We start from the raw sequence: 23,758 nt of genomic DNA on the forward strand, positions 1-23,758 counted from the left end.
AGTTGGGCCCGCACACGAGAGCGGGGCGGCCGGTGCTGCACCGGCCGCCCCGCTCACCCGGGCTTCGTCAGGACTTGGGCTTGCTGTCGCCCTTCGGCTTCGCGCCGTCCTCCGCGTCGTTCTCCGGCTTCGCGCCGGAACCGTCGGAGGCCTTGTCGTCCTTCGAGGCCTTGTCGTCCTCGCCGCCCTTGCTGTCCTTGTCGTCCTTGGGGGCGCCGGACGACTTGTCCGCGCCGCCCGCCCCGTTCGCCGCCGCGACCGCCGCGACGGCCTCCTTCGCGGCCTTCTGGGTGTCCTTGGCGAGGGACGCCTCGTCGGGGGACTTGTCGCCGGCGAGGCCCGCGCCGTTGTAGTCGACCGTGACGACGGCGTTCTCCACCCGGGCCACGAGCGTCTGCTGCTTGAAGGTGTCCTTCTCCTTCTTGACGTCGTAGCTCACCAGGGTCGCCTGGTCGCCCACGCCCGGCACCGGGGTGGTCTTGACGCCCTTGGCGTCCTTGGCCGCCTGGGCGTCCGTGACCTGCTTGGTGAAGTTGCCCTGGGCGCGCTTGGCGCCGCTGCCGAGGGACTGGTCGGACTCGAAGCGGTTCAGCGAGACGCGCAGCCAGCGGAACTGGGAGCCGTCGACGCCGTTGTTGTCGAGGCTGTCCCAGGTGCAGTTGCCGCGCGTCGAGACGTCGTCCGACGTGCCCGTCTTGCCCGCCTTGTTCTTCGTGGCGGGCACGAGGTCGCCGAGGGTCTTCTTCGAGAGCGTCGCGCAGGGCTCGGGCAGCTTGGCGAACGCGGCCTTCTCCACCGTCGCCGCCTTGTCGCCGGAGCCGCCCTCGGACCCGCCGGAGGCGGACGCGGAGGCGTCGCTGCCGGAGTCCTTCTTGTCCCCGTCCGAACCGGAGTCGCTGCTGCAGGCGGAGGCGAAGAGGATCACCGGTACGGCGGCGGCGCCCACCAGGACGCGGGTGAGTCGCTGACGCTGTCGCTGTGCGGGTCGGTGCATGGTTCCTTCACTCGTGTTCGCTCTTGGCGGCCGTGCCGTTCGATGGGGTCGTTGAGCCACCGTACGCGGTGTGCGACGCGGGTGACCCGGCTTCCGGCGAGCCCGTACGCCCTCGGAACGGCCCTCAGCCGTCGAACCTGTCGACCAGGTTTTCCGCCAGTTCGCGCGCGTTGTCCTGCATTTCCTTGGAGTCGGGGACCTCGGTCCTGCGGGCCGGCTGCTCGTCGTACGACACCGTCACGATCACGTTCGACGTGCGGAACACCACAGTCACGGTCCGCTGCCGGGTCGCCGACGCGGCCGTGGTCAGCACGTCGTCCAGGAACGCCTCGTCGCCGAGGTCGTCCAGGGTGCGCGGCTCGTACCCGGCGGGAGTCCCGTCGTCCGCCGTCGTGCCGTCGTCCGGCTCGCCGTCGGCCGCGGCGCCGTCGCCCTTCTTCACGGAGGCGTGGGCGGCGGCGGGGGTGCCCTGGGCGCGCGGGGAGCCAGACTTATCCGACTTGTCCGAGCTGCCCGGCTTGCCGGTCCCCTTGGGGCTGTCGGAGCCCTCCGGGCTCTCGGGCCCCTCCGTGTCGTCGTCGCCCTCGTCCGACCCCGAGGGCGGCGGCTCCGGGATGCCCGCGTCCCGCAGCTTCGTCCGATAGAGCTCCTGCGCCCGGGTGTCGTCGCTGACCGTCCCGTCGTACGACACCACGCGCTCGAAGTCGACGAGCAGATGGTGCGTCGCGTCCGCCGATTCGGACTTCCAGCGGCAGCCCACGCGCCGGTCGGTGTCGTACGTCACCGTGGCGGAGCCCGCGTACGCCTTCTCGCGCTGCTTGGCGTCCTCGATGTCCTTCAGGCCCGGCAGCATCGAGTCGAGCGTCGAGCTGTCGACGGCGCCGCAGGGCTCGGGCAGCGTGCGGTACTTGCCGGGCTCCGCGGCCGCCGTGGAGCTGCCGGAGTCGCCGGACTTGCCGTCGTCGCTCCCGCCGGTCCCCGAGCCGCCGGTACAACCGGCGAGCAGCGCCACCAGGAGCGCGGCTGTGCCCGGTACGTAGACCCTCCGCTGCACCGTGCTGGCTCCTCTCGACGTGGACGGGTCCGGCCGACCCGAGCGGGCCGGGCCACCGGGCCTGTCCGGCCTGGTTATTCGGTTGCCGCCGACGGACGGCCGGTGGACACAATGTGTATCGCACGCGCCGCTGTGGATGCCGGTCCGTTATCCCATACGTCGACCTTGGCACCGGTATTTGCGCTTCAAGTCTTTTGTTGTTGTACGGGGGAAAGAGGAAGCTATGTCGTACGTGGAGATGCCGGGGGCGAACGTCCCCATCCGGATGTGGGCGGACCCCAAGACGGTCGAGGGCGCCGCGATGCAGCAACTGCGCAACGTCACCACGCTGCCGTGGGTCAAGGGCCTGGCGGTCATGCCGGACGTCCACTTCGGCAAGGGCGCGACGGTCGGCTCCGTGATCGCCATGCAGGGCGCGGTGTGCCCGGCGGCGGTCGGCGTCGACATCGGCTGCGGGATGTCGGCGGTCAAGACGTCGTTGACGGCCGCGGACCTGCCGGACGACCTGTCGCGGCTGCGGTCGAAGATCGAGCAGGCTATTCCGGTGGGGCGGGGGATGCACGACGACCCGGTCGAGCCGGGGAAGTTCCACGGGGTGCCGACCGGGGGGTGGGACGACTTCTGGACGCGGTTCGACGGGGTGGCCGATTCGGTCAAGTTCCGTCAGGAGCGGGCGGTCAAGCAGATGGGAACGCTCGGGTCCGGCAACCACTTTGTCGAGTTCTGCCTCGACGAGTCCGGTTCGGTCTGGCTCATGCTGCACTCCGGCTCCCGGAACATCGGCAAGGAACTGGCCGACCACCACATCGGCGTCGCCCGCGAACTGCCGCACAACCAGGGCCTGGTGGACCGCGACCTGGCGGTCTTCATCGCGGACACCCCGCAGATGGCGGCGTACCGCAACGACCTGTTCTGGGCGCAGGAGTACGCGAAGTACAACCGCGCGCTGATGATGGCGCTCTTCAAGGACGTGGTCCGCAAGGAGTTCAAGAAGGCGGCGCCGACCTTCGAGCAGGAGATCTCCTGCCACCACAACTACGTGGCGGAGGAGCGGTACGACGGCATGGACCTGCTGGTCACCCGTAAGGGAGCGATCCGCGCGGGATCCGGCGACTACGGCATCATCCCGGGCTCGATGGGCACCGGCTCGTACATCGTGAAGGGCCTCGGCAACGAGGCGTCCTTCAACTCCGCATCGCACGGCGCGGGCCGGAAGATGAGCCGCAACGCCGCGAAGAAGCGGTTCTCCACGCAGGACCTGGAGGAGCAGACGCGGGGCGTGGAGTGCCGCAAGGACTCCGGCGTCGTGGACGAGATCCCGGGCGCGTACAAGCCGATCGAGAAGGTCATCGAGCGGCAGACGGACCTGGTCGCGGTGGTCGCGAAGCTCAAGCAGGTCGTGTGCGTGAAGGGCTGAGGCCCCGCTCCCGCGCGGTCGTGCGCGCTACTCCGCGTGCATGACCGCGTAGATCATGATGAACGCCACGATGTGGATGCCGAAGAGGAAGTACGCCAGGTACCACCACACCAGGCGTTCGTTCTTCTTCTCCTGGGCGAGGCGGCGGGACTCCTGTTCGTGGATGAGGCGGTCCAGGGGGTCCGGGGAGTCGGGCGAGCCGCCGGGGGTGCCGGGGTCGTCGGCGGCGTAGGTCATCACTGCTCCCGGTGGACCTTCGTGTTGGACGCCTGGGCGCGGGGGCGGACCACGAGGAGGTCGATGTTGACGTGGGGCGGGCGGGTGACCGCCCAGGTGATCGTGTCCGCCACGTCGTCGGCGGTCAGGGGCTCGGCCACGCCCGCGTAGACCTTGGCGGCCTTCTCCTCGTCGCCGCCGAAGCGGGTCAGCGCGAAGCCCTCGGTCCTGACCATGCCGGGGGCGACCTCGATCACCCGGACCGGGGTGCCGACGATCTCCAGGCGCAGGGTCTCGGCGAGGACGTGCTCGGCGTGCTTGGCGGCGACGTAGCCCCCGCCGCCCTCGTACGTGCCGTGGCCCGCCGTGGAGGAGACGACGACCACGGTGCCGTCGCCGCTCGCGGTGAGGGCGGGGAGCAGGGCCTGGGTGACGTTCAGGGTGCCGATGACGTTCGTCTCGTACATCTGGCGCCAGTCCGCCGGGTCGCCGGTCGAGACGGGGTCGGCGCCGAGCGCGCCGCCCGCGTTGTTCACCAGGACCGCGATCTCGCGGAACGCCGTCGCGAAGGTGTCGACGGCCGCGCGGTCGGTGACGTCCAGCTCGTACGCCGTGGCGCTGTGCCCGGCCTCCGTCAGCTCGGCGGCGAGCGCCTCGATGCGGTCCTTGCGGCGGGCCGTCAGGACGACCCGGTACCCGGCCGCCGCGAGGCCGCGGGCCGTGGCCGCGCCGATGCCGCCGCTGGCACCCGTGACGACGGCGATGCCGGGCTTGCGGGGCGTTGCGGCGGCGGACATGCGGGCTCCCTGGGGGTCGGGTTCGTTTCGTACGTGCGTTCCGTACTGCCGTGGTCAGCATAGGCGCGCCCCGCCCGGCTCGGACGGGTGGCGTCGGCCTCGGAGGGGGCGGTGGGCGTGGTCAACAGGGTGGCATGTGGGGCGTCGGCGGGTCCGGAGCCGCGGTGGGTGGCATGGATGGGTCAGGTGTGGACGCCGGTGGTGTGGATGTCGGCGCCATGGACGTCGGTGGTGTGGAGGTAGTCGTGCGGGTGCTGTGTGTGGGGGCCGTGGTCGCGGGGGCGGTGCTGTGGGGGAGCGGGGGCGCCGTGGCGGACGTGGACGCGGTGCCGGAGGCGGATGTCGCGTACCACGGGCAGGTGGCCATGACCCGGGGGCTCGCGGCGGTGTCCCTGACGCCGGAGAACCACGGCCCGGACGACGTCCCCGGCGCCACGGTCCGCCTCGTCTGGTCGGTGCCCCTGGAGGACGGCATGCGGCTGCCGGACACCTGTGTGCGGGCCGGCGAGCGCGGAGTGCTGTGCCGCACGGGCGCCCTGCCCGCGGGCGGGCGCGGCGAACGGCTGCACCTCGCGGTCCGGCTCCGCGGGGCGCCGCGCGAGGTGACGGTGACGGTGGGCACCGTCTGGAACGGCGGCGCCGTCGACCACAACCCGCGCAACAACGAGCATGCGGTGCTGGTCCTGGACACGGGGGACTCGTACTACTTCTGACGGCTTCTGAGTACTTCTGACGTGGTGGCTTCTGGCCCGCGCTGCGTCGGCCTCGCGCTGCTTCCGGCCCGCGCCGCCCCGGCTACGCCTGCCCCGCCCCGTCCGTGTCCTTCAGGTCGAGCCGCCAGTCGTTGCACCGCATCCAGTGCCCCTTCGGATACTCCATGTCCTCCTCCCCGAGCAGCGTGAAGCCCGCCTTGCGGCACACGCCGTTGGACGCGGGGTTGTCCACGGAGGGGAACGCGTGCAGGTGGCGGTGGCGGGCCTCGCGGCGGGCCTCGGCCACGGCCAGGCGGACCGCCGTGCCCGCGATGCCGTGGCCCTGGAACTCGGGGACCACGCCCCAGCCGGCCTCCCACACGTCCTGGCCGCCGTGGACGGTCTCCCAGAAGCCGACGATGCCCGCCGACTCCCCGTCGGGGCCCGCCGCGATCCGGAACATCCGGCCCCCGCGGCCGTCGTCGAGGCCCAGATATCTGCGGTGCCGGTCGAGCAGCTTCTCGTGGGTCTCGGGGCCGCCCAAGTGCGCCGTCATCTCGGGTGAGTTGTGCCGGACGAGCAGCTCGAAGTCGCCCTCCGACCAGGGCGCGAGGCGGATGTCCTGAGCCTGTGTTCTCTCCATGACCTCACGGTAGGCGGAGGGTCTGACAATCACCGGCGCCGACGGCGCGGCCCCGGCCCGCCCCGCCCCCGCCTCACCCCGGCGCGTACGCCGTCGGCGGCACCCCCACGGTCGCCGTGAAGTCCCGTACGAGATGCGCCTGGTCCGCGTACCCGAGCCCCGCCGCGAGGTCCGCCCAGTCCACCGCCGCCGCCGACTCCGCGTGCTCCAGGGCCTCGTGGATGCGGTAGCGCAGGACGACCCACTTCGGGCCGACGCCCACGTACGCGGAGAACAGCCGTTGCAGCGCCCGCACCGAGAGGCCCGCCTCGCGCGCGAGGTCGCCGACGCGCCGGATCGTGCGGTCGGCGCGGATGCGGGCGGCCAGCCCCATGGCGAGGTCGGCCTGCGGGTCGGGATCGGGGCCGTGGCGCAGCAGGAAGGCGTCGAGGGCGGCCACGCGCGCGTGCTCGTCGTCGGGGCCGAGGACCGCGTGGACGGCGTCGTCCAGCCCGGCCGCGTCGGCCGTCCCACCGCCCTCGGTCACCCCGTCACCCCTGAACACCTCGCCGAGCGGCACCTCCCGCCCCGTCAGGTCCGCCACCGCGCGCCCCGGAGCGAACGGCCGGAAGCCGCCGGGACGGAACTGCACCCCGCACACCCGTCCGCGCCCGGCCAGCTCCTTGCTGAACAGGCCGAGACCGATGCCCGCGACCTCCCCGAAGGGCTCGCGCCCCGGCAGGTCCTGGAAGACGACGTTCACCGAGGGGTGCGGCACGACGTGTGTCACGTAGGGCTCGGTGAGGTCCCAGTCGATCAGCCAGTAGTGCTCCAGGTAGGGGCGGAGCGGTTCGGCGGGCGCGTGGCGCCGGAAACGTACGCGGGTGAGCAGGCCGGAGGCGTCGACGATGCCCCGGGTGTCGCGGCGGGGCGTGCCGGGGGACGGAGAGGCGGAGGGGCCGGGCATGGCGTGATCGTAGGGCGGGGCACTGACAGCGGGCCGGGACGCGCCCCCGGGGGCTGTCGCGTTTGTTCAAGACAGGCCGGACCCCGGCTGCCTACCGTCGTCCCATGAACACCACCCACAAGACCGGAGACCTCCTGGCCGTCGCGGCCGCCCACGCCCTGCCCGTGGTGCGGAACATCCCCGACGACCGCCTCGGCGCCCGCACGCCCTGCGCCGAGTACGACGCGCGGGCCCTGGTGAACCACCTCTTCCACGTCGTGGTGCAGTTCCAGGAGCTGGCCGCCAAGCGGAACGCCGACTTCGGCGGCGACACGCCCGACTACGTGGCCGAGGGCGACGACTGGCGCGAGCGGTTCGCGGAGCAGACGGAGCGGCTGGTGGCCGCCTGGTCCGAGCCCGGCGCCGACGAGGGCACCACCGGCGCGATGAACATGCCCGCGCGGACGGTCGGTTCGATGGTCCTGCTCGACCTGACGGTGCACGCCTGGGACCTGGCGCGCGCGACGGGGCAGGAGTACGGGACGGACGAGGCGCCCGCGAGCGGCGTGCCGGACGTCGTGGACACGCTGCGCGCGGCCGTCGCGGACCTTGGCCCCACGGCCCGCGCGATGGGTGTCTTCGGGGAGCCGGTGCCGGTGCGCGAGGACGCGTCGGACTTCGACCGGCTGCTCGCGGCGACGGGGCGGGACCCGTACTGGAGCTGAGCCCGGCCGCACCCCGGCCGAGCCCGGCCCACCCTCACGACCGGGCCGCGCCCACCCTCACGACGGCGCCCGCAGCGCCTCCACCGCGATCCGCGCCGCAGTCCCGATCACCGCGTCCGCCGACGGCAGCGTCGCCGCCGTGCGGGCGGCGCGGGTGAAGACGGCCACGGCGTAGCGCCCGCCGTCGGGGTACTCGACGACGCCGACCTCGTTGCGCACGGTCGGCAGGCTGCCGGTCTTGCCCGCGACGTGGACGTCGTCGAAGGGGAATCCTGCGGCGAGGCGGTGCGGCCAGACCTGGAGGCCGAGGACGCGGCGCATGGCGGCGCCGTGCTCGGGGGCGCAGGCCTCGTCCCGCCAGACCGCCCCGAGGAGGCGTGTCATGTCGCGCGGGGTGCTGTGGTTGGTGCGGGCGGGGTCGAGGGCGCGCAGGCGGGCGATGACGTACGGGTCGGTGAGGGCCTGCGCGCCGCCGGGGCCCGCGTCCTCGCGCATGGACGCGAACATCGCGCGGAAGCTGTGCACGGCCCGGGTGCGGGTGAGGCCGAGGCGGGCGGTGGTGGCGTTGACGGCGTCCAGGCCGACGCGGTCCAGGAGGAGTTCGGCGGCGGTGTTGTCGCTGACGGCCATCATCAGGTACGCGGCGTCGCGCAGGGACATCCGTACGGGGTCGAGCATCGCGGAGAGACCGGTCGGGCCGGACGCGCGGTCGCCGGGCGGGCACTCGACCTGCTCGGTCAGGTCGACGCGGCCCGCCGCGGCCTGCTCGTGCAGCGTGACGAGGACGCACAGCTTGTGGACGCTCGCGGTGACGACGGGCTGGTCGGCGCCGACGCCGACCTCCGCGCCGGAGTCGATGTCGACGGCGTGCAGCCGGCCCGTGACGCCGGCCTCGGCGAACGCGTCCTGGAGACGGATGGGGGTCGTGGTCACAGCCAGTACTCCGCGGTCGGACGCAGATGGAGCGGACGTGGGGGCGCGTCGGCGGTCAGGGCGGCGGTGTCGTGCAGGGCGCGCGTGACGGCCTCCGCGAACGCCACCACGGCGGTGTCGCCACGCCCCTTCGGCCAGGCCACCGAGTGCCGCCAGGCCAGCGGGGCACCGGCGAGCGGCCGCCAGACGATGTCGGGCTCGGTGCCCGCCGGGGGCACGGGGTGGGCGTCCTTGGGGCTGAAGGCGACGGCGTGCGCGGACAGGATCAGGCCGCGCACGAAGCTGGCGCCCTGGCCGTGCCGGACGGCGGTGGGGGTGTAGCCGTCGCGGGCGCAGGTGGTGAGGAGGTCGTCGTGCAGGGCGGGGGCGGCGCTGCGGTGGAAGAGGACCAGGTCGTAGCCGGTGAGGGCGGTGAGGGGGACCTCGGCGAGTTCGGCGGCGGGGGCGCCGCGGGGCAGCAGCACGCCGACCTCGCGGCGCAGCACCGGGCCGAGTTCGAGGCCGGTGACGTCGCAGGGGTGGTGGATGAGGCCGACGTCCAGGTCGTGCGCGGCGAGCTGGTCGAGCTGCTGGGCGGTGGTCAGCTCGCGCAGTTCCAGTTCGACGCCCTCGTGGTGGCGGCGGAAGTCGGCGAGGAGCGCGGCGACGGTCTCGCCCGCGATGTCCGGTGGGAGCGCGGCCCGCAGCAGGCCGCTCTCGCCGTCGCGGATGCGGCGGGCGGTGGCGAGCAGTGCCTCGGACCGGGCGAGGAGTTCGCGGGCCTCGTCGAGGAGGAGCGTCCCGGCCTTGGTGATGGTGACCTGGCGGCTGGTGCGTTCGAAGAGGCGCACGCCGAGGTGGCGTTCCAGGCGCTGGACGCGTTGCGACAGGGGCGGCTGGGCCATGCCGAGGCGTTCGGCGGCCCGACCGAAATGTGACTCTTCCGCAACAGCCACAAAGCACTCCAGGTGCCGCATCAGGTCCACGAGCAGGGACGATATCGCAGATTGATGAATACGTAAGTGATATCGAACTTGGACATACGGTGCCCGGCGCTGATCTGCTCGGTGCATGACCTCGCTCTCTCGCCGCTGGTCCGCCGTCCTCGTCGTGGGCCTCGCCCTCACCGCGGGCTGCTCCACCGACACCGACTCAGGCTCCGACTCCGCCGCGTCCTCGTCCTCGTCCTCGTCCTCCGCGAAGCCGAAGCCGAAGCCGAAGCCCGCCCCCGACACCCGCGAGCACCTGCGCGTGGACGGCACCACCCGCGACTACCTCCTGCACAAGCCCACCGCACCCGGCTCCGGCCCGCGCCCCCTCGTCGTCGCTTTCCACGGCCGCGGCGCGGACCCCGCCGAGATGCGCGAGCTGGCCGGCCTGAACGAGGCGGCCAAGGCGCGCGGGATGCTGGTCGCCTACCCGGAGGCCCTGCGCAAGACGTGGGGCGCGGGCGCGGCGCCGTCCCGCCTGCGCCCGGACCCCGACGCCGACGTGCGCTTCACGCAGGCCCTGGTCGACAAGCTGGTCCGCACGGAGCGGGCCGACCCCCGGCGGGTGTACGTCGTGGGGTTCTCCAACGGCGGCTCGATGGCGCTGCGGGTCGCGGCGGACCGGCCGAAGCTGGTGGCGGGCGCGGTGTCCGTCGCGGGGCAACTGCCCACCGGGCGGGACGAGGTGCGGCCGACGGGGCCGGTGCCGGTGATGGTGGTCTACGGAGGCAAGGACCCGGTGCGGCCGGTGACGGGCCTGGCGAAGCCGGGGCCCGCCCCCAAGGGCCAGGAGCCCATCATGGCAACCAAGTCGGCCCGCTCGAGCGTCAAGGCCTTTGCCACGGCCGGTCGTACGAAGCCACCGGTCGAGCAGTCCCGTAAGGGCTACGACCGCACCGTGTGGCGGCCAGGACCCGGCACGGTCCCCGCCGAGCTCCTCGTCGTGCGCGACGCGGGCCACACCTGGCCCGGAACGCGCGTCACCCCGCCCGAGGGCTTCGGCCCCGCCAGCAAGGCGCTCGACACCACCGGCGCCGTCCTCGGCTTCCTCACCGACCAGAGCCCGCGGCCCCCGCACGGGGCGGCCAAGACCCAGGAGCACAGCGACCGATGAACGAGAGCGACCGATGAACGAGAGCGACCGATGAACGTGAGCCACCCCGACGTGAGCGACTCGCCCGTGAGCGACCGATGAACAAGACCGTCCGCCGCGCAGCCGTCTTCTGCGGGCTGCTCGTCCTCGCCCTCCTCGTCCGCGCGACCTGGGTGCAGTTCGTGAGCGCCGAGACCCTCGCCGAGCACGAGCAGAACCGGCGCGTGAAGATAGCCGACTTCGGTCAGCCGCGCGGCGACATCATCGTCGGCGGCGAGGCCGTCACCGGTTCCGTGACCACGCCGGGTTCGGACTTCAAGTACAAGCGGGTCTTCAAGGACGGTTCCATGTACGCGCCCGTGACCGGCTTCTTCTCGCAGTCCCAGGGGCAGACGTTCCTGGAGGGCGTGCACAACGACGTGCTCACCGGCAGGGACAGCAGGCTGCTCGGCTCGCCCCTGGACACCCTGACCGGCGAGCGGCCCAAGGGCGGCGACGTGGTCACGACCATCGACCCGAAGGCGCAGAAGGCCGCGTACAAGGGCCTGACCGACCTGGACGCCAAGGGCGCGGTGGTCGCCATCGACCCGCGCGACGGCAAGATCCTGGCGATGGCGAGCACGCCCTCGTACGACCCGTCGGTGTTCTCCGGGATCTCCGGCAAGGACGGCAAGGCCTTCGAGAAGCTGAGGAAGGACAAGGCCAAACCGCTCAACAACCGGGCGTTCCGGGAGGCGTACCCGCCGGGCTCGACCTTCAAGATCCTCACCGCGGCCGCCGCCCTGGAGCACGGCACGGTCGACGACATCAACGAGCGGTCCCGTGCGCGGGCCCCCTACCGGCTGCCGCAGAGCTCGACGGAGATCGGCAACGTCGTGCCGAACGACATGTGCGACAAGGCCTCGATGAAGACCGCGATGCAGTGGTCGTGCAACAACGTCTTCCTCGACGCCGCGCTCAGGACCGGCAAGGACAAGATGCGCGAGACGGCGGAGCGGTTCGGCTTCAACGAGGAGCAGTTCATGCCCGTACGGACGTCCGCGAGCGGCTATCCGGAGAAGCTGGACAAGCCGGGGACGGCGCTCACCGGCATGGGCCAGGGCAGCGTCACCACCACGCCGTTCCAGATGGCCATGGTCACCGCGGGCCTCGCCAACGACGGCAAGGTCATGAAGCCGTACCTGGTCGACGAGTTGCGCGGCGCCGACCTCTCGACGATCGAGAAGACCGAGCCGGAGGAGCTGGAGCAGGCCGTCTCGCCGGAGACGGCGCGCAAGGTGCAGGAGATGATGGAGTACACGGTCACCGACGGCACCGGCGACAAGGTGGCCATCGACGGCGTCACCGTCGGCGGCAAGCCCGGCACCGCGCAGCACGGCTCGAACGTGCGCGACGCGCGGCCGTACGCGTGGTTCGTGTCCTACGCCAAGCAGTCCGACGGCACCTCACCGGTGGCGGTCGCCGTGCTCGTCGACCCCGAGGACATGGACATCACCCGCTCCGAGATCGCGGGCGGCAAGCTGGGCGCGCCGATCGCCAAGGCGGTGATGAAGGCGGTCCTGAAGAAGTCCTGACCGGGACCGTTACTGACCGGGACCGTCATTGACCGGGATCCGGGGCGACGATCGCGTGCACGGCCCGGGCGGCTCGGGCCGCCATGCCCGGGATGCTGGACGTGATGAACGAACCGCCCCCGGCGAGGTCTCCCACCACGTGCAGGCGCGGGTCGGCCGGGACCAGGCCACCGGCCGGGTGCAGCTTCGCGGAGCCGTCGGCCAGCAGGGCGGTGACCAGCGGTCCGGCTGCCCGGGGGATCGCCTGCGGCGGCGGGTTCACGGCGTTGACCACGGTGTCAGACGCGTGTTCCCCGTGGTTGCCGTGCACCCGGAACCCGCCGTCCGACGCCTCGATCTTGTGGACGCCCGCGACGACGGTGAGCTGCCCGGCGTCCGCAAGCCGCATGAGGGTGGCGGCGTTCACCGGCACCATCGGCGAGGCCACGCTCGTCACCGTGCGGAAGTGACGGAGCAGCCGCGTGCGGTCGGGCTCGGACAGCAGGCGCCATGCGTAGGGGCCCACGCTGTGTGCCGTCTCCTGGAGGAGCCGGCGGCCCGGCCTGGGGTCGTCGACGGCGGCCAGTTGCTTCCGCAGGCGCCGGACCGGATCCTCGGTCCCGGTCGCAAGGAGATCGGCCATGAGGTCGTCGAAGTCCTCTCCCGCCTCGGCCAGTTCGGCGCGCAGCAGCCCGACGAGGCCGTCGAGGGTGACGGCACCGTGGTCCCGGTGCAGCGCCGCCACCCGCTCGACGGTCAGCTGTCGCGGCCGGTGGCCGACCGGGCGCTGCCACACGTGGGGCAGTACACCGCTGCGGGACAGCAGTGTGATCGGCCCGGTGTGCCCGCGTGCGGCGAGTGACACGACGACGTCGACCGCGGTGAGGCCGGTCCCGATGACCGTGACGCCGCTCCCGTGCGGGACTCGTTCGAGGGTGTCGGCCAGCGGATACGGATCGTTCACGTACCCCGGGGCGCCGTCGAGACCGTAGTGGTCCTGCGGCGTTCCCCCGCCCACGCACAGGGCCACGTGGTCGGCCTCGTGCGTGCGTCCGTCCTCGGTGCGCAGCGACCAGCGGGCCCCGGGCCGGGTGGCGCCGGTGACGCGGCCGGCGACGGTGCGGACCTGCCAGCCGTTCGCGCGCAGGGCGGCCGACGCCGTCTCCGCGGTGTGCGCGAGGTACGCGCCGTAGAGCGCGCGCGGCACCAGCGGCTGGCCGAGCCGTTCATCGAGGTGGGCGGTGCCGCGCGGGCCCAGCCAGGCCGCGTAGTGCCCGAAGTCCGCGTGACGGATCGACATGAGGGTCGGTGGCGAGTTGACCAGCACCGTGTCCAGGTCCGGGCCGTAGGGGCGGCCCCGCCAGAGGTGCGGGGACGGCTCGAACACCGTGATGGTCCCCGGTCTGTCGGCGGTGGCTGCCAGTGTGTCCAGCAGGCCGACCGCGGCGGCACCCGCTCCGACGATTGCGATGTCCACGTTCTTCCCCTTCACGTCGTGGGCCGCGGTCGAACGGAAGCCGCGGCCTCTTCGAGCCTTGCCGCTCCCGGTGCGGGGCCCCATCCCCCGCGAGCGGTGACCGGCCCGGGAACGACCCCCTCGAACGGGGGGTTGGTGCGGGACGGGAGGACGGGCACGCTTGTCCGCGTCCAGACCACGGGGGTGTCTTCATGTCCGCTGCGCGTCGCCACGACGAGGTGCTGTCCGCTCACGCCAAGGTGCTGTCGGGTGCGGACCGGGCCACCGGCACGCACGACCTCTTCAGCCGGGCGTCCGCCGAGGTGCGACGGTTCGTGCCGTTCGACTCGGCGGTGTGGGCGGCCACCGACCCGGAGACCGGTCTCATCACCGCGCCGATGCTGGTGGAGAACCTCGGTTCCGGTGAGGGCTGCGCCGCGTACTGGGAGAGTGAACTTCTGGAGGAGGACGTCCTCCCGTTCCGGGACCTCGCCCGTGCCGCCGTGCCGACGGCGGGCCTGCGCGCGGCCACCGGTGACCTGCCCGCACGGAGCGCGCGCTTTCGCCGACTGCTCGGCAGCCAGGGCGTGGGCGACGAACTGCGGGCCGTACTGCGGGTCGGCGACCGGCCCTGGGCCGTGATCAGCCTGTTCCGCATGGGTGACGGCGCCCCGTTCGGCCGGGACGAGATCAACCTGCTCGCCGGCCTGTCCGCTCCGCTGGCCTCGCGGCTGCGTCGGTTCGCCCGCCCGTCCGCGTCCGACGGCCGCACCGACGCGCCCGCGCCCGGACTGGTGCTCTTCGATCCCTCCGGCGAACCGGCCTCGATCAACGAGGAGGCACGGCAGCACCTCTCGCGGCTCCCCGAAGGCCCTTCCGTCCCCTCGCAGTTGGGCCTGAGGGTGCCGATCTGGCTGGTCGCCACCGCTCTGCAGGCCCGCGCGATCGCCCGGGGCCGGGAGCGGACGGGCGGCGCGAGGACACGCATCCGGACCGTCGACGGCCGCTGGCTGACCTGCCACGCCTCCTGCCTCAGCGGCCCGGCCGGGCAGCCCGGCCCCGTGGCGGTCGTCATCGAACCGGCGGCCGCCGCCGACCGGGCGGTCCTCGTCGCCGAGGCGTACGGTCTGACGCCGCGCGAGCTGCAGATCACCCAGCTCGTCACGCGTGGGCTGCCCACCGCCGAGATCGCGGCGACGCTGTTCATCTCCCCGCACACCGTGCGCGACCACCTCAAGGCCGTCTTCGGCAAGGCGGAGGTGTCCAGCCGGGGTGAACTCGTCGCGCGGCTGTTCGCCGAGCACTACCGTGCCGGGGGAGAGCCCCGGCGCCGGCCCTCAGAGGGGCAGGTCAGGGCCACACCAAGCGATCAGGTCAGGGCCACACCAGGCAGTACGCCTGGTGCCCCGCGTCGTGCAGGCGGTGGCTGAAGTCCTGCCACTCGTGCAGGAGTTGGTAGACGTTGAAGGCGTCCCGGGGGCCGCCGCGGTCGGGGACCGTGGACCAGATGAAGGCCGCCGCGCCGACCGACTCCTCGCCGATGCCGCGCAGCGGGTCGACGACCGTCATGGGGAGCTTGACGACGGCGTAGTCGGGGTGGAGGACGACCAGCTCCAGCGGGGGGACCTTGTGCAGGGGTATGCCCTCGATGCCGGTCAGGACCATCGCGGCCATCGTCTCCGGCTTGATCTTGGTGAACATGCCGCCCATGCCCAGCTCGTCGCCGCCGAGCTCCTCGGGGCGCATCGAGATGGGAACCCGTGCCGCCGTGGCGCCGTCGGGGGCGCCGAAGTATTTGTAGGTCACCCCCACCCCGCCGCTCCTGTTTCCCGCCCGCTCACGCTGCACTCTGTCCGGCGTCCGCTGCTCGGGGGCCACGGCCGCCTCTGCCTCTCGCCGGTGCTTGCCCCGCCGGGCACGCCGGGGACCCAGGCCGTCGGTCCCCTCGCCCAGTCCGCCACCGCGCTGCATATCTCCACCCGACTGCTTTTCTAGAGCGCGCGGACCCCGCCGCGCAACCCGATCATCGTGTCAGTGACCTCCCCCACGGTCACCCGCCGAAACGTGGGGTGAAACACCAGTCCACAGGATTTCCGCACAACGGCCCCACGGCGAGGCCGACAGCGCGGAAAGCCGCCGCACAGGAGGCCCGGCCACGATGTCCGGACCCTCTGACACCATGGTTCATGTGAGCTTCCCGTATAGCGCCCCAGTTTCGCAGACTCTTTTCGACCGTGCGGCGGCCGTGACGCCCGGCGGTGTGAACTCGCCCGTCCGCGCCTTCCGCGCCGTGGGCGGTACGCCCCGCTTCATGGTGTCCGGTACCGGTCCGTACCTGACGGACGCCGATGGCCGCGAGTACGTGGACCTCGTGTGTTCATGGGGACCCATGATCCTCGGGCACTCCCGTCCCGAGGTCACCGCCGCCGTCCAGGAGGCCGTCGCCCGCGGCACCTCCTTCGGCACGCCGGGTGAGGGCGAGGTCGCCCTCGCCGAGGAGATCGTCGACCGGATCGCCCCGGTCGAGCAGGTCCGCCTGGTCTCCAGCGGCACCGAGGCGACGATGTCCGCCATCCGGCTCGCCCGCGGCTTCACCGGCCGCGCCAAGGTGATCAAGTTCGCCGGGTGCTATCACGGGCACGTGGACGCGCTCCTGGCGTCGGCCGGGTCGGGTGTCGCGACCCTCGGCCTGCCGGACACGCCGGGCGTCACGGGCGCCCAGGCCGGCGACACCATCGTCCTGCCGTACAACGACCTGGAGGCCGTGCACGAGGCCTTCCACACCCACCCCGGCGAGATCGCCTGTGTGATCACGGAGGCCTCGCCCGGGAACATGGGCGTGGTGCCGCCGCGCCCCGGCTTCAACGAGGGCCTGAAGTCCGCGTGCGCGAAGAACGGCGCGCTGTACATCTCCGACGAAGTCATGACCGGATTCCGGACAAGTAAAGCCGGATGGTTCGGAGTTGACGGCGTGACGCCGGACCTCATGACCTTCGGAAAGGTCATGGGCGGCGGATTCCCGGCCGCCGCTTTCGGTGGCCGCGCCGATGTCATGGGGCATCTCGCGCCGGTCGGCCCCGTTTATCAGGCGGGCACGCTGTCCGGGAATCCCATCGCCACGGCCGCGGGTCTCGCGCAGTTGCGCCTCCTTGACGACGCGGCGTACGAGAAGGTGGACGCCGTCTCCGCCGAACTGCGCGGCCTGGTGAGCGAGGCGCTGCACAAGGAAGGCGTCGCGCACCGCGTGCAGAACGCCTCCAATATGTTCTCCGTGTTCTTCACCGACCGTGAGGTGCGGAATTACGACGACGCCAAGTCCCAGGAGTCGTTCCGCTTCACCGCGTTCTTCCACTCGATGCTGTCGCAGGGCGTCTATCTGCCGCCGTCGGCCTTCGAGTCCTGGTTCGTTTCCACCGCCCATGACGAGCGTGCCGTCGAGCGCGTCGCCGCCGCCCTGCCGGCCGCCGCGCGCGCGGCAGCCGTTGCCACGAATTCCCCGGAGGCCACCGCATGACCGCGGGCAGCACGAGCGCCGGCAGCGAGATCACCGTCGTCCACCTGATGCGCCACGGCGAGGTGCACAACCCCGACGGGATCCTCTACGGCCGCCTTCCCGGCTACCACCTCTCCGACCTCGGCCGGCAGATGGCCGACCGCGTCGCCGAGCACCTGTCCACCAGGGACATCACCCACGTCGTGGCCTCCCCCCTGGACCGGGCGCAGGAGACCGCGACCCCCATCGCCAAGGCGCACGGCCTGGACCTGGCCTCCGACGGGCGGCTCATCGAGGCGGACAACGTCTTCGAGGGCAAGACCTTCGGCGTCGGCGACGGCGCCCTGAAGAACCCGGACAACTGGAAGCACCTCGTCAACCCCTTCAAGCCGTCCTGGGGCGAGCCGTACGTCGAGCAGGTCGTGCGGATGATGGGCGCCCTCGACGCGGCGAAGGACGCGGCGCGCGGGCACGAGGCCGTGTGCGTGAGCCATCAGCTGCCGATCTGGATCGTGCGCAGCTTCGTGGAGAAGCGGCGCCTTTGGCACGACCCGCGCAAGCGGCAGTGCACGCTCGCCTCTTTGACGACGTTCACCTATCGCGGCGACAAGATCGTCTCTGTGGGTTACTCGGAGCCTGCCCGAAATCTTGTCCCCAAGCACCTTCTCGCCGGCGCTAAGCCTGTGAAGGGGAAGAGCAAGGCATTCGGAGCGTGACGCCGGCGCTGTGCCTGTAGGACGGGCTCGGCTTAGGGGCTGTGTTTGCGGGGAATCTGCGGATCGGTTGTGGCTGGTCGCGCAGTTCCCCGCGCCCCTTTCGGGGCGCCTCTGTCACGCCGGGTGTTCGCTATCCGTTGGCTGTGTGTTCGCTGTGTGCGGCGGGTAATTGGGCGGACACCCTATGATGCCGAATGTCTCTTCTCTGTAATAGACCCCATATTGACGGTCCTGTTCGGAACCCGTGTCTTCGTCGCACCCTCTAAGGGGTTGTCCTTCAGCCAGGGGGACCAAAAGCGCGACGAATGGGGTTGGAATGCGCGACGACAGCCGCACGGACCGGGGACGCGGAGTACCGGCGATGCGCCGGACCTCCCTGAGTCGCCGGGGTGCGCTCGGCCTGGGGGCCGGCGCGGCGGCGGCCATCGGCCTTTCGGCCTGCGGCTCCGGCTCCGGTGACTCGGGATCGGCCGCGGACAACGGCAAGGGCGCCGGGAAGCCCGGTACGCCGAGCCGCCCGGCCAAGCCGATCGGCGACGGTTCCACGGCCTTCACGGGCAAGCAGCCGAACCAGCCCGAGAAGCCGCGTCCGCTGGAGCCCGGCGAGACCCCGCCGCAGTTCGTCGTCTTCTCCTGGGACGGCGCCGGTGAGGTCGGCAACGGTCTGTTCCCGCGCTTCCTGAAGCTGGCGAAGGAGCACGACGCGGGGATGACGTTCTTCCTCTCCGGGCTCTATCTGCTCCCCGAGTCCAAGAAGCGGCTCTACCGGCCGCCGAACAACGGCGTCGGCGCCTCCGACATCGGCTACCTCACCGACGGCCACATCAAGGACACCCTGAAGTACGTGCGCCAGGCCTGGCTGGAGGGCCATGAGATAGGCACGCACTTCAACGGCCACTTCTGCGCGGGCACCGGCTCCGTGGCCAACTGGACGTCCGCCCAGTGGCAGTCCGAGATCGACCAGGCGAAGTCGTTCGTGACGAAGTGGCGCACCAACACCGGCTGGGACGACCTGCCGCCGCTGCCCTTCGACTACGAGAAGGAGCTCGTCGGCGGCCGCACCCCCTGCCTGCTCGGCCAGGACAACCTGCTGCCGACCGCCAAGAAGCTCAGCTGGCGCTACGACGCCTCCTCGCCGGGCGGCCGCCAGAAGTGGCCGGACAAGAAGATGGGCATCTGGGACCTGCCGCTGCAGGCGGTGCCGTTCCCCGGCCACACCTTCGAGGTCCTCTCGATGGACTACAACATCCTCGCCAACCAGTCGAAGAACTCCACGAAGGCCCCGCCGGCCAACTACCCGGGCTGGCGCAAGCAGGCCACCCAGGCCTACCTCAAGGGCTTCGAGCGCGCCTACGAGTCCAACCGGGCGCCCTTCTTCATCGGCAACCACTTCGAGGAGTGGAACGGCGGCATCTACATGGACGCCGTCGAGGAGGCCCTCAAGGGCATGGCCGGGAAGAAGGACGTACGCCTGGTGTCCTTCAAGCAGTTCGTGGACTGGCTGGACGTGCAGAAGCCGGACGTCCTCGCCAAGCTGCGCGGCCTCGAGGTCGGCCAGAAGCCGGCGGGTGGCTGGAAGAGCTACCTCGGCGGCGGCTCGTCGGCCGGCCGGGGCGACGCCGAGAAGGACACCGGCAACGCGGCCTGAAATGGGACTTTCCGCTACCGCGGGGGGCGTCGAAGATCCTCGGAACGGGCATGCGAAACTTTTCACATGAGTGCCGCCCGTCGCGCCCCCCGCAGCCAGGACCGCAGCCTCCGCCGAAGCGTCCGCAGCCGTCGCAGTCGTGCGACGCTGCTGGCGGCGGGCGCCGCGGCGGCCGCGCTGACCCTCTCGGCGTGCGGCTCGGGAGGCACCTCCGGCGGCTCGGGGAAGACGAACTTCATCACCGGCAAGGACGGCATCGCCACCGTCAAGAAGAGCGACCGGCACGACGCCCCCGCCATCGACGGCAAGACCCTCGACGGCAAGCAGCTCAGCATCGACGACTACAAGGGCAAGGTCGTCGTCCTGAACGTCTGGGGCTCCTGGTGCCCGCCCTGCCGGGCCGAGGCACCGAACTTCGTGAAGGTCGCCGCCGACACCGAGGACGACGTCCAGTTCGTCGGCATCAACGCCCGTGACCCCGAGAAGGGCCCGGCGATCTCCTTCGAGAAGGACTACAAGGTCACCTACCCGAGCCTGTACGACCCGATGGGCAAGCTGATGCTGCGCTTCCCCAAGGGCACCCTGAACCCGCAGTTCATCCCGTCGACCATCGTCGTCGACCGGGACGGCAAGATCGCGGCGCGCTCCCAGCAGCCCCTCAACGAGGAGAAGCTGCGCAAGATGATCAACCCTGTGATCGCGGAGAAGTGAGCGCCTTGTCCGCCACCCTCGCCACCACCACGCTCGCCGCGTACGGCCAGAACGACACCGTCATGAGCGGCGCGCTGCTGCTCGCCCTGCCGATCGCCGTCCTCGGCGGGCTCGTGTCGTTCTTCTCGCCGTGCGTCCTGCCGCTCGTGCCCGGATATCTGTCGTACGTCACCGGCGTCAGCGGCACCGACCTCGCCGACGCCCGGCGCGGTCGGATGGCGGCGGGCGCCACCCTGTTCGTGCTCGGCTTCACCGTCGTGTTCGTCTCCGGCGGCGCCCTCTTCGGCTACTTCGGCCAGAACCTCCAGGACTACCAGAGCGTCATAACGCGAGTCCTCGGCGTCCTGATGCTCGTGCTCGGGTTCTTCTTCATGGGCCTGATGCCCTGGCTCAGCCAGCGCGAGTTCCGCTTCCACAAGAAGCCCGCCGTCGGTCTCGCGGGCGCGCCGCTGCTCGGCGCGCTCTTCGCCGTCGGCTGGGCGCCCTGCGTCGGACCGACGCTCGCGTCCGTGAACGCGCTCGCGATGAGCGAGGCGAGCGCCGGACGCGGGGCCCTGCTGAACGTGGCGTACTGTCTGGGACTCGGGCTGCCGTTCATCATCGCGGCGGTCACCTTCCGCAAGGCGCTCGGCGCGTTCGGCTGGGTCAAGCGGCACTACGTCTGGGTGATGCGCGCGGGCGGCGGCATGATGATCGTGACCGGGCTGCTGATGCTGACCGGCGTCTGGGACAGCGTGCTTCAGCAGATGCAGGTCTGGAGCAACGGTTACTCGGTGGGGATCTGATCCATGAGCAAGACGACGACCAGCGCCGCCAGCGCCGACCGCGACACCACCGGCGCCCAGGGCGACCGCGACACCACCGGCGCCCCCGACGAACTCGGCGAACTCGGCGAACTCGGTGCCGCGGGCGCGCAGCTCTCCACCGCCCCCCTCGACGACACCGCGGGCCCCGTCCCCGGTCCTGGCATGCCCGCGCTCGGCGTCATCGGCTGGATCCGCTGGTTCTGGCGGCAGCTGACCTCGATGCGGGTCGCGCTCCTGCTGCTCCTGCTGCTTTCCCTCGGCTCGATCCCGGGCTCGCTGATCCCGCAGGAGAACCCCGACGCGCTGAAGGTCGAGGACTTCAAGGCGGCCCACACCACGCTCGGGCCGCTCTACGACAAGCTCGGGCTCTTCCACGTCTACAGCTCGGTGTGGTTCTCCGCGATCTACATCCTGCTGTTCGTCTCGCTCATCGGCTGCATCGTGCCGCGCACCTGGCAGTTCGTCGGCCAGCTCCGCGGCCGCCCGCCGGCCGCGCCCAAGCGGCTCACCCGGCTGCCCGCGTACACGACGTGGCGCACCGAGGCCACGCCCGACGAGGTGCACGAGGCGGCGCAGCGGCTCCTGAAGCAGCGGCGCTTCCGCTCGCACCAGGTCGGCGGCTCCGTCGCCGCCGAGAAGGGCTATCTCCGCGAGGCCGGGAACCTGTCCTTCCACATCGCGCTCATCGTGCTCCTGCTCGCCTTCGCCGCCGGACAGCTCTTCAAGTCCGAGGGCGGCAAGCTGATCATGGAGGGCGACGGCTTCTCCAACACCCTCACGCAGTACGACGACTTCAAGTCGGGCAGCCTCTTCGACACCGACGAACTCGCGCCGTTCAGCTTCAAGCTGGACCGCTTCGAGGGCTCGTACGAGATGTCGGGCCCCGAGCGCGGCACCGCCCGCACGTACAAGGCGCACGTCACCTACAGCGAGGGCGCCCACGGGCCGGAGAAGAAGAAGGCCATCGAGGTCAACGAGCCCCTCGAGGTCGACGGCTCGAAGGTCTACCTCATCGGCCACGGCTACGCGCCCACCGTCACCGTCCGCGACGGCAAGGGCAAAGTCGTCCAGCGAGTCTCCGTGCCGCTGCTCCCCATCGACTCGATGGGCACGGCCACCGGCGCCATCAAGATCCTCGACGGCTACCGCAACAAGGACGGCAAGAAGGAACAGCTGGGCTTCAACGCCTTCTTCGTGCCGACCTTCGCCGGTGAGGGCAACGGCCAGATGTTCTCCCAGTTCCCCGCGCCCTTCAATCCGCGGCTCGCGCTGTCGGCGTACCACGGCAGCCTGGGTGTGGACTCCGGTGTTCCGCAGAACGTGTACCAGCTGGACACGCGGAAGATGAAGAAGTTCAAGGACGCGAAGGGCGAGCTGCTGAAGAAGCGGCTCAAGATCGGCGAGACCATGAAGCTGCCGAACGGCGCCGGGTCGATCACCTTCGAGAAGGAGCTCAAGCAGTGGGCGACCTTCCAGATCTCGCAGGAGCCCGGCAGCAGCTGGGCCCTGGGCGGTGCCATCGCCGCCATCGCGGGCCTCGCCGGTTCCCTGTTCATCCAGCGCCGCCGCGTGTGGGTGCGGGCCACGACGGGCGCCGACGGCGTCACCGTCGTGGAGATGGCGGGCCTCGGCCGCAGCGAGTCCGCCAAGGTGCCCGAGGAACTGGGCGCGCTGGCCGCGCAGCTGCACGAACAGGCGCCGAGCGCGCCCGACCCCGACCCCACCCCCGATGTTGTTCCTGCCGAAGGGGCTGAGAAGTGACTCTCGCCACCACCCTCGCCGCCGAGCCGAACGAGAACCTCGCGCACATCAGCAACGTGCTGATCTACTCCGCGATGGCCGTCTATCTGCTGGCCTTCTTCGCGCTCATGGCGGAGTGGCTGTTCGGCAGCCGCAGCAAGGTCGCCCGTACGGCCGCCGCGCTCACCGAGCAGTCGGAGCGGACCGAGGCGTCCGCCACCAAGAACGCGGCGCCCGCCGTCACCGTGCGGTCCAAGGGCGGCACCGCCACCCTGGAGCGCCCGAAGGCGGCCGCCAAGGAGGCCCCGAAGGTCGTCACCCGCGCCGCCGCGGGCAGCCGCGACGTGCCGGACGGCCCCGGTGCCGCCGCCGGTGACGCGCAGGGCGACCTCTACGGCCGCATCGCGGTCTCCTTCATCGCCCTCGGCTTCCTCATCGAGGTGGGCGGTGTCGTCACCCGCGCCCTGTCGGTGCAGCGCGCGCCGTGGGGCAACATGTACGAGTTCAACATCACCTTCTCCTCGGTGGCCGTCGGCGTCTTCCTGACGCTGCTCGCCCTGAAGAAGAACGTCCGCTGGATCGGCCTGCCGCTGATCACCTCGGTCCTCCTCGACCTCGGCCTCGCGGTCACCGTCCTGTACACCGAGTCCGACCAGCTGGTCCCGGCGCTGCACTCGTACTGGCTGTGGATCCACGTCTCCACGGCGATCTTCTGCGGTGCCGCGTTCTACGTCGGCGCGGTCTCCACCGGCGCGTACCTCTTCAAGGACAGCTACGAGGCCAAGCTGCAGGCCGGCGGCAAGCCCGGCCGCTTCGCCACCTCCGTGATGGAGCGGCTGCCCGCCGCGGCCTCGCTGGACAAGTTCACGTACCGCATGAACGCGGCGATCTTCCCGCTGTGGACGTTCACGATCATCGCGGGCGCCATCTGGGCGGGCGACGCCTGGGGCCGCTACTGGGGCTGGGACCCCAAGGAGGTCTGGTCGTTCATCACGTGGGTGGCGTACGCCTGCTACCTGCACGCCCGCGCCACGGCGGGCTGGAAGGGCCGCAAGGCCGCCTACCTGGCCCTGATCGCCTTCGGCTGCTGGCTGTTCAACTACTACGGCGTCAACATCTTCGTGAGCGGCAAGCACTCGTACGCCGGGGTCTGATCCGGCGGCCGACAGGGGCCGGTT

The 23,758-nt window shown here is 71.5% G+C and carries 23 protein-coding genes; 13 read left to right on the plus strand and 10 right to left on the minus strand.

From position 1 onward, the window contains the following. Positions 1-67: 67 nt before the first annotated feature. Complete coding sequence (locus tag AB6L24_RS27480) at positions 68-994, minus strand: DUF3558 domain-containing protein (protein WP_405659523.1); 927 nt, start codon at positions 992-994, stop codon at positions 68-70. Positions 995-1,118: 124 nt separating this feature from the next. Next, positions 1,119-2,048: a DUF3558 domain-containing protein gene (locus AB6L24_RS27485; protein ID WP_405659525.1), complete on the minus strand. Its 930-nt coding sequence runs from the start codon at positions 2,046-2,048 to the stop codon at positions 1,119-1,121. 223 nt (positions 2,049-2,271) lie between these two features. Here AB6L24_RS27485 and AB6L24_RS27490 point away from each other — a divergent pair, with 223 nt between their 5' ends. After that, positions 2,272-3,465: an RtcB family protein gene (locus tag AB6L24_RS27490; protein ID WP_405659528.1), complete on the plus strand. Its 1,194-nt coding sequence runs from the start codon at positions 2,272-2,274 to the stop codon at positions 3,463-3,465. A 27-nt stretch (positions 3,466-3,492) separates the two neighbouring features. Here the strand turns inward: AB6L24_RS27490 and AB6L24_RS27495 are convergent, their stop codons facing one another. Both AB6L24_RS27495 and AB6L24_RS27500 read right to left on the minus strand, forming a co-directional pair. Continuing rightward, on the minus strand, positions 3,493-3,702 hold the full coding sequence (locus AB6L24_RS27495) for a hypothetical protein (protein ID WP_405659531.1): 210 nt from the start codon (positions 3,700-3,702) through the stop codon (positions 3,493-3,495). Then, positions 3,702-4,478, minus strand: a complete 777-nt coding sequence (locus AB6L24_RS27500) for an SDR family NAD(P)-dependent oxidoreductase (RefSeq protein WP_405659533.1) — start codon at positions 4,476-4,478, stop codon at positions 3,702-3,704. Before AB6L24_RS27500 ends, AB6L24_RS27495 begins: the two co-directional genes overlap by 1 nt. 173 nt (positions 4,479-4,651) lie before the next feature. Between AB6L24_RS27500 and AB6L24_RS27505 the strand changes: the two genes are divergently transcribed. After that, entirely contained in the window at positions 4,652-5,191 is a 540-nt protein-coding gene (locus tag AB6L24_RS27505; RefSeq protein ID WP_380854468.1) for a hypothetical protein, read from the plus strand. A gap of 82 nt (positions 5,192-5,273) precedes the next feature. On the opposite strand, the gene AB6L24_RS27510 is transcribed toward AB6L24_RS27505, so the two are convergent. Both AB6L24_RS27510 and AB6L24_RS27515 read right to left on the minus strand, forming a co-directional pair. After that, a complete protein-coding gene (locus AB6L24_RS27510; RefSeq protein ID WP_405659536.1) occupies positions 5,274-5,813 on the minus strand; it encodes a GNAT family N-acetyltransferase in 540 nt (179 codons plus the stop codon). Between the two features lie 73 nt (positions 5,814-5,886). Next, positions 5,887-6,759 (minus strand): DUF6597 domain-containing transcriptional factor, encoded by an 873-nt coding sequence (locus AB6L24_RS27515; protein WP_405659539.1) that lies wholly within the window; start codon positions 6,757-6,759, stop codon positions 5,887-5,889. 104 nt (positions 6,760-6,863) lie between these two features. On the opposite strand from AB6L24_RS27515, the gene AB6L24_RS27520 reads away from it, so the two are divergent. Beyond that, on the plus strand, positions 6,864-7,463 hold the full coding sequence (locus AB6L24_RS27520; RefSeq protein WP_405659541.1) for a TIGR03086 family metal-binding protein: 600 nt from the start codon (positions 6,864-6,866) through the stop codon (positions 7,461-7,463). A gap of 57 nt (positions 7,464-7,520) precedes the next feature. On the opposite strand, the gene AB6L24_RS27525 is transcribed toward AB6L24_RS27520, so the two are convergent. Both AB6L24_RS27525 and AB6L24_RS27530 read right to left on the minus strand, forming a co-directional pair. After that, positions 7,521-8,396, minus strand: coding sequence for a serine hydrolase (locus AB6L24_RS27525; protein WP_405659543.1), 876 nt, complete (start codon positions 8,394-8,396; stop codon positions 7,521-7,523). Continuing rightward, complete coding sequence (locus AB6L24_RS27530) at positions 8,393-9,361, minus strand: LysR family transcriptional regulator (protein ID WP_405659546.1); 969 nt, start codon at positions 9,359-9,361, stop codon at positions 8,393-8,395. The genes AB6L24_RS27525 and AB6L24_RS27530 overlap by 4 nt, the downstream gene beginning before the upstream one ends. Positions 9,362-9,446: 85 nt before the next feature. Here AB6L24_RS27530 and AB6L24_RS27535 point away from each other — a divergent pair, with 85 nt between their 5' ends. Together AB6L24_RS27535 and AB6L24_RS27540 are read left to right on the plus strand one after the other, a co-directional pair. Further along, the gene (locus AB6L24_RS27535; RefSeq protein ID WP_405659548.1) at positions 9,447-10,478 is read left to right on the plus strand and encodes an alpha/beta hydrolase family esterase; all 1,032 of its coding nucleotides are present in this window, start codon (positions 9,447-9,449) and stop codon (positions 10,476-10,478) included. Positions 10,479-10,555: 77 nt separating this feature from the next. Then, positions 10,556-12,031, plus strand: a complete 1,476-nt coding sequence (locus tag AB6L24_RS27540; RefSeq protein WP_405659551.1) for a peptidoglycan D,D-transpeptidase FtsI family protein — start codon at positions 10,556-10,558, stop codon at positions 12,029-12,031. Positions 12,032-12,056: 25 nt separating this feature from the next. Here AB6L24_RS27540 and AB6L24_RS27545 read toward each other — a convergent pair whose 3' ends face one another. Further along, positions 12,057-13,487, minus strand: a complete 1,431-nt coding sequence (locus AB6L24_RS27545; protein ID WP_405659553.1) for an FAD/NAD(P)-binding protein — start codon at positions 13,485-13,487, stop codon at positions 12,057-12,059. Positions 13,488-13,678: 191 nt separating this feature from the next. On the opposite strand from AB6L24_RS27545, the gene AB6L24_RS27550 reads away from it, so the two are divergent. Beyond that, the gene (locus tag AB6L24_RS27550) at positions 13,679-14,896 is read left to right on the plus strand and encodes a LuxR C-terminal-related transcriptional regulator (RefSeq protein ID WP_405659555.1); all 1,218 of its coding nucleotides are present in this window, start codon (positions 13,679-13,681) and stop codon (positions 14,894-14,896) included. Here the strand turns inward: AB6L24_RS27550 and AB6L24_RS27555 are convergent. Then, entirely contained in the window at positions 14,841-15,278 is a 438-nt protein-coding gene (locus AB6L24_RS27555; RefSeq protein WP_016640275.1) for a hypothetical protein, read from the minus strand. The two genes, AB6L24_RS27550 and AB6L24_RS27555, sit on opposite strands and share 56 nt — an antisense overlap. A gap of 367 nt (positions 15,279-15,645) precedes the next feature. Between AB6L24_RS27555 and hemL the strand changes: the two genes are divergently transcribed. The 7 genes from hemL to ccsB all read left to right on the plus strand — a co-directional run bounded on the left by hemL (position 15,646) and on the right by ccsB (position 23,734). Then, complete coding sequence (gene hemL / locus AB6L24_RS27560) at positions 15,646-16,980, plus strand: glutamate-1-semialdehyde 2,1-aminomutase (protein ID WP_405659557.1); 1,335 nt, start codon at positions 15,646-15,648, stop codon at positions 16,978-16,980. After that, complete coding sequence (locus AB6L24_RS27565; RefSeq protein WP_030361122.1) at positions 16,977-17,675, plus strand: histidine phosphatase family protein; 699 nt, start codon at positions 16,977-16,979, stop codon at positions 17,673-17,675. Before hemL ends, AB6L24_RS27565 begins: the two co-directional genes overlap by 4 nt. Positions 17,676-18,036: 361 nt before the next feature. After that, on the plus strand, positions 18,037-19,323 hold the full coding sequence (locus tag AB6L24_RS27570) for a hypothetical protein (RefSeq protein WP_405659559.1): 1,287 nt from the start codon (positions 18,037-18,039) through the stop codon (positions 19,321-19,323). A 66-nt stretch (positions 19,324-19,389) separates the two neighbouring features. Next, a complete protein-coding gene (locus tag AB6L24_RS27575; RefSeq protein ID WP_405659562.1) occupies positions 19,390-20,034 on the plus strand; it encodes a TlpA family protein disulfide reductase in 645 nt (214 codons plus the stop codon). Between the two features lie 62 nt (positions 20,035-20,096). Next, positions 20,097-20,819 (plus strand): cytochrome c biogenesis CcdA family protein, encoded by a 723-nt coding sequence (locus AB6L24_RS27580; protein WP_405663374.1) that lies wholly within the window; start codon positions 20,097-20,099, stop codon positions 20,817-20,819. Positions 20,820-20,822: 3 nt separating this feature from the next. Then, complete coding sequence (locus AB6L24_RS27585) at positions 20,823-22,601, plus strand: cytochrome c biogenesis protein ResB (RefSeq protein WP_405659564.1); 1,779 nt, start codon at positions 20,823-20,825, stop codon at positions 22,599-22,601. Continuing rightward, positions 22,598-23,734 (plus strand): c-type cytochrome biogenesis protein CcsB, encoded by a 1,137-nt coding sequence (gene ccsB / locus AB6L24_RS27590; protein WP_405659566.1) that lies wholly within the window; start codon positions 22,598-22,600, stop codon positions 23,732-23,734. Before AB6L24_RS27585 ends, ccsB begins: the two co-directional genes overlap by 4 nt. Positions 23,735-23,758 lie beyond the last annotated feature (24 nt).

It is taken from the genome of Streptomyces sp. RK9 (genome assembly GCF_045070545.1).
Taxonomy (GTDB): Bacteria; Actinomycetota; Actinomycetes; order Streptomycetales; family Streptomycetaceae; genus Streptomyces; species Streptomyces alboflavus.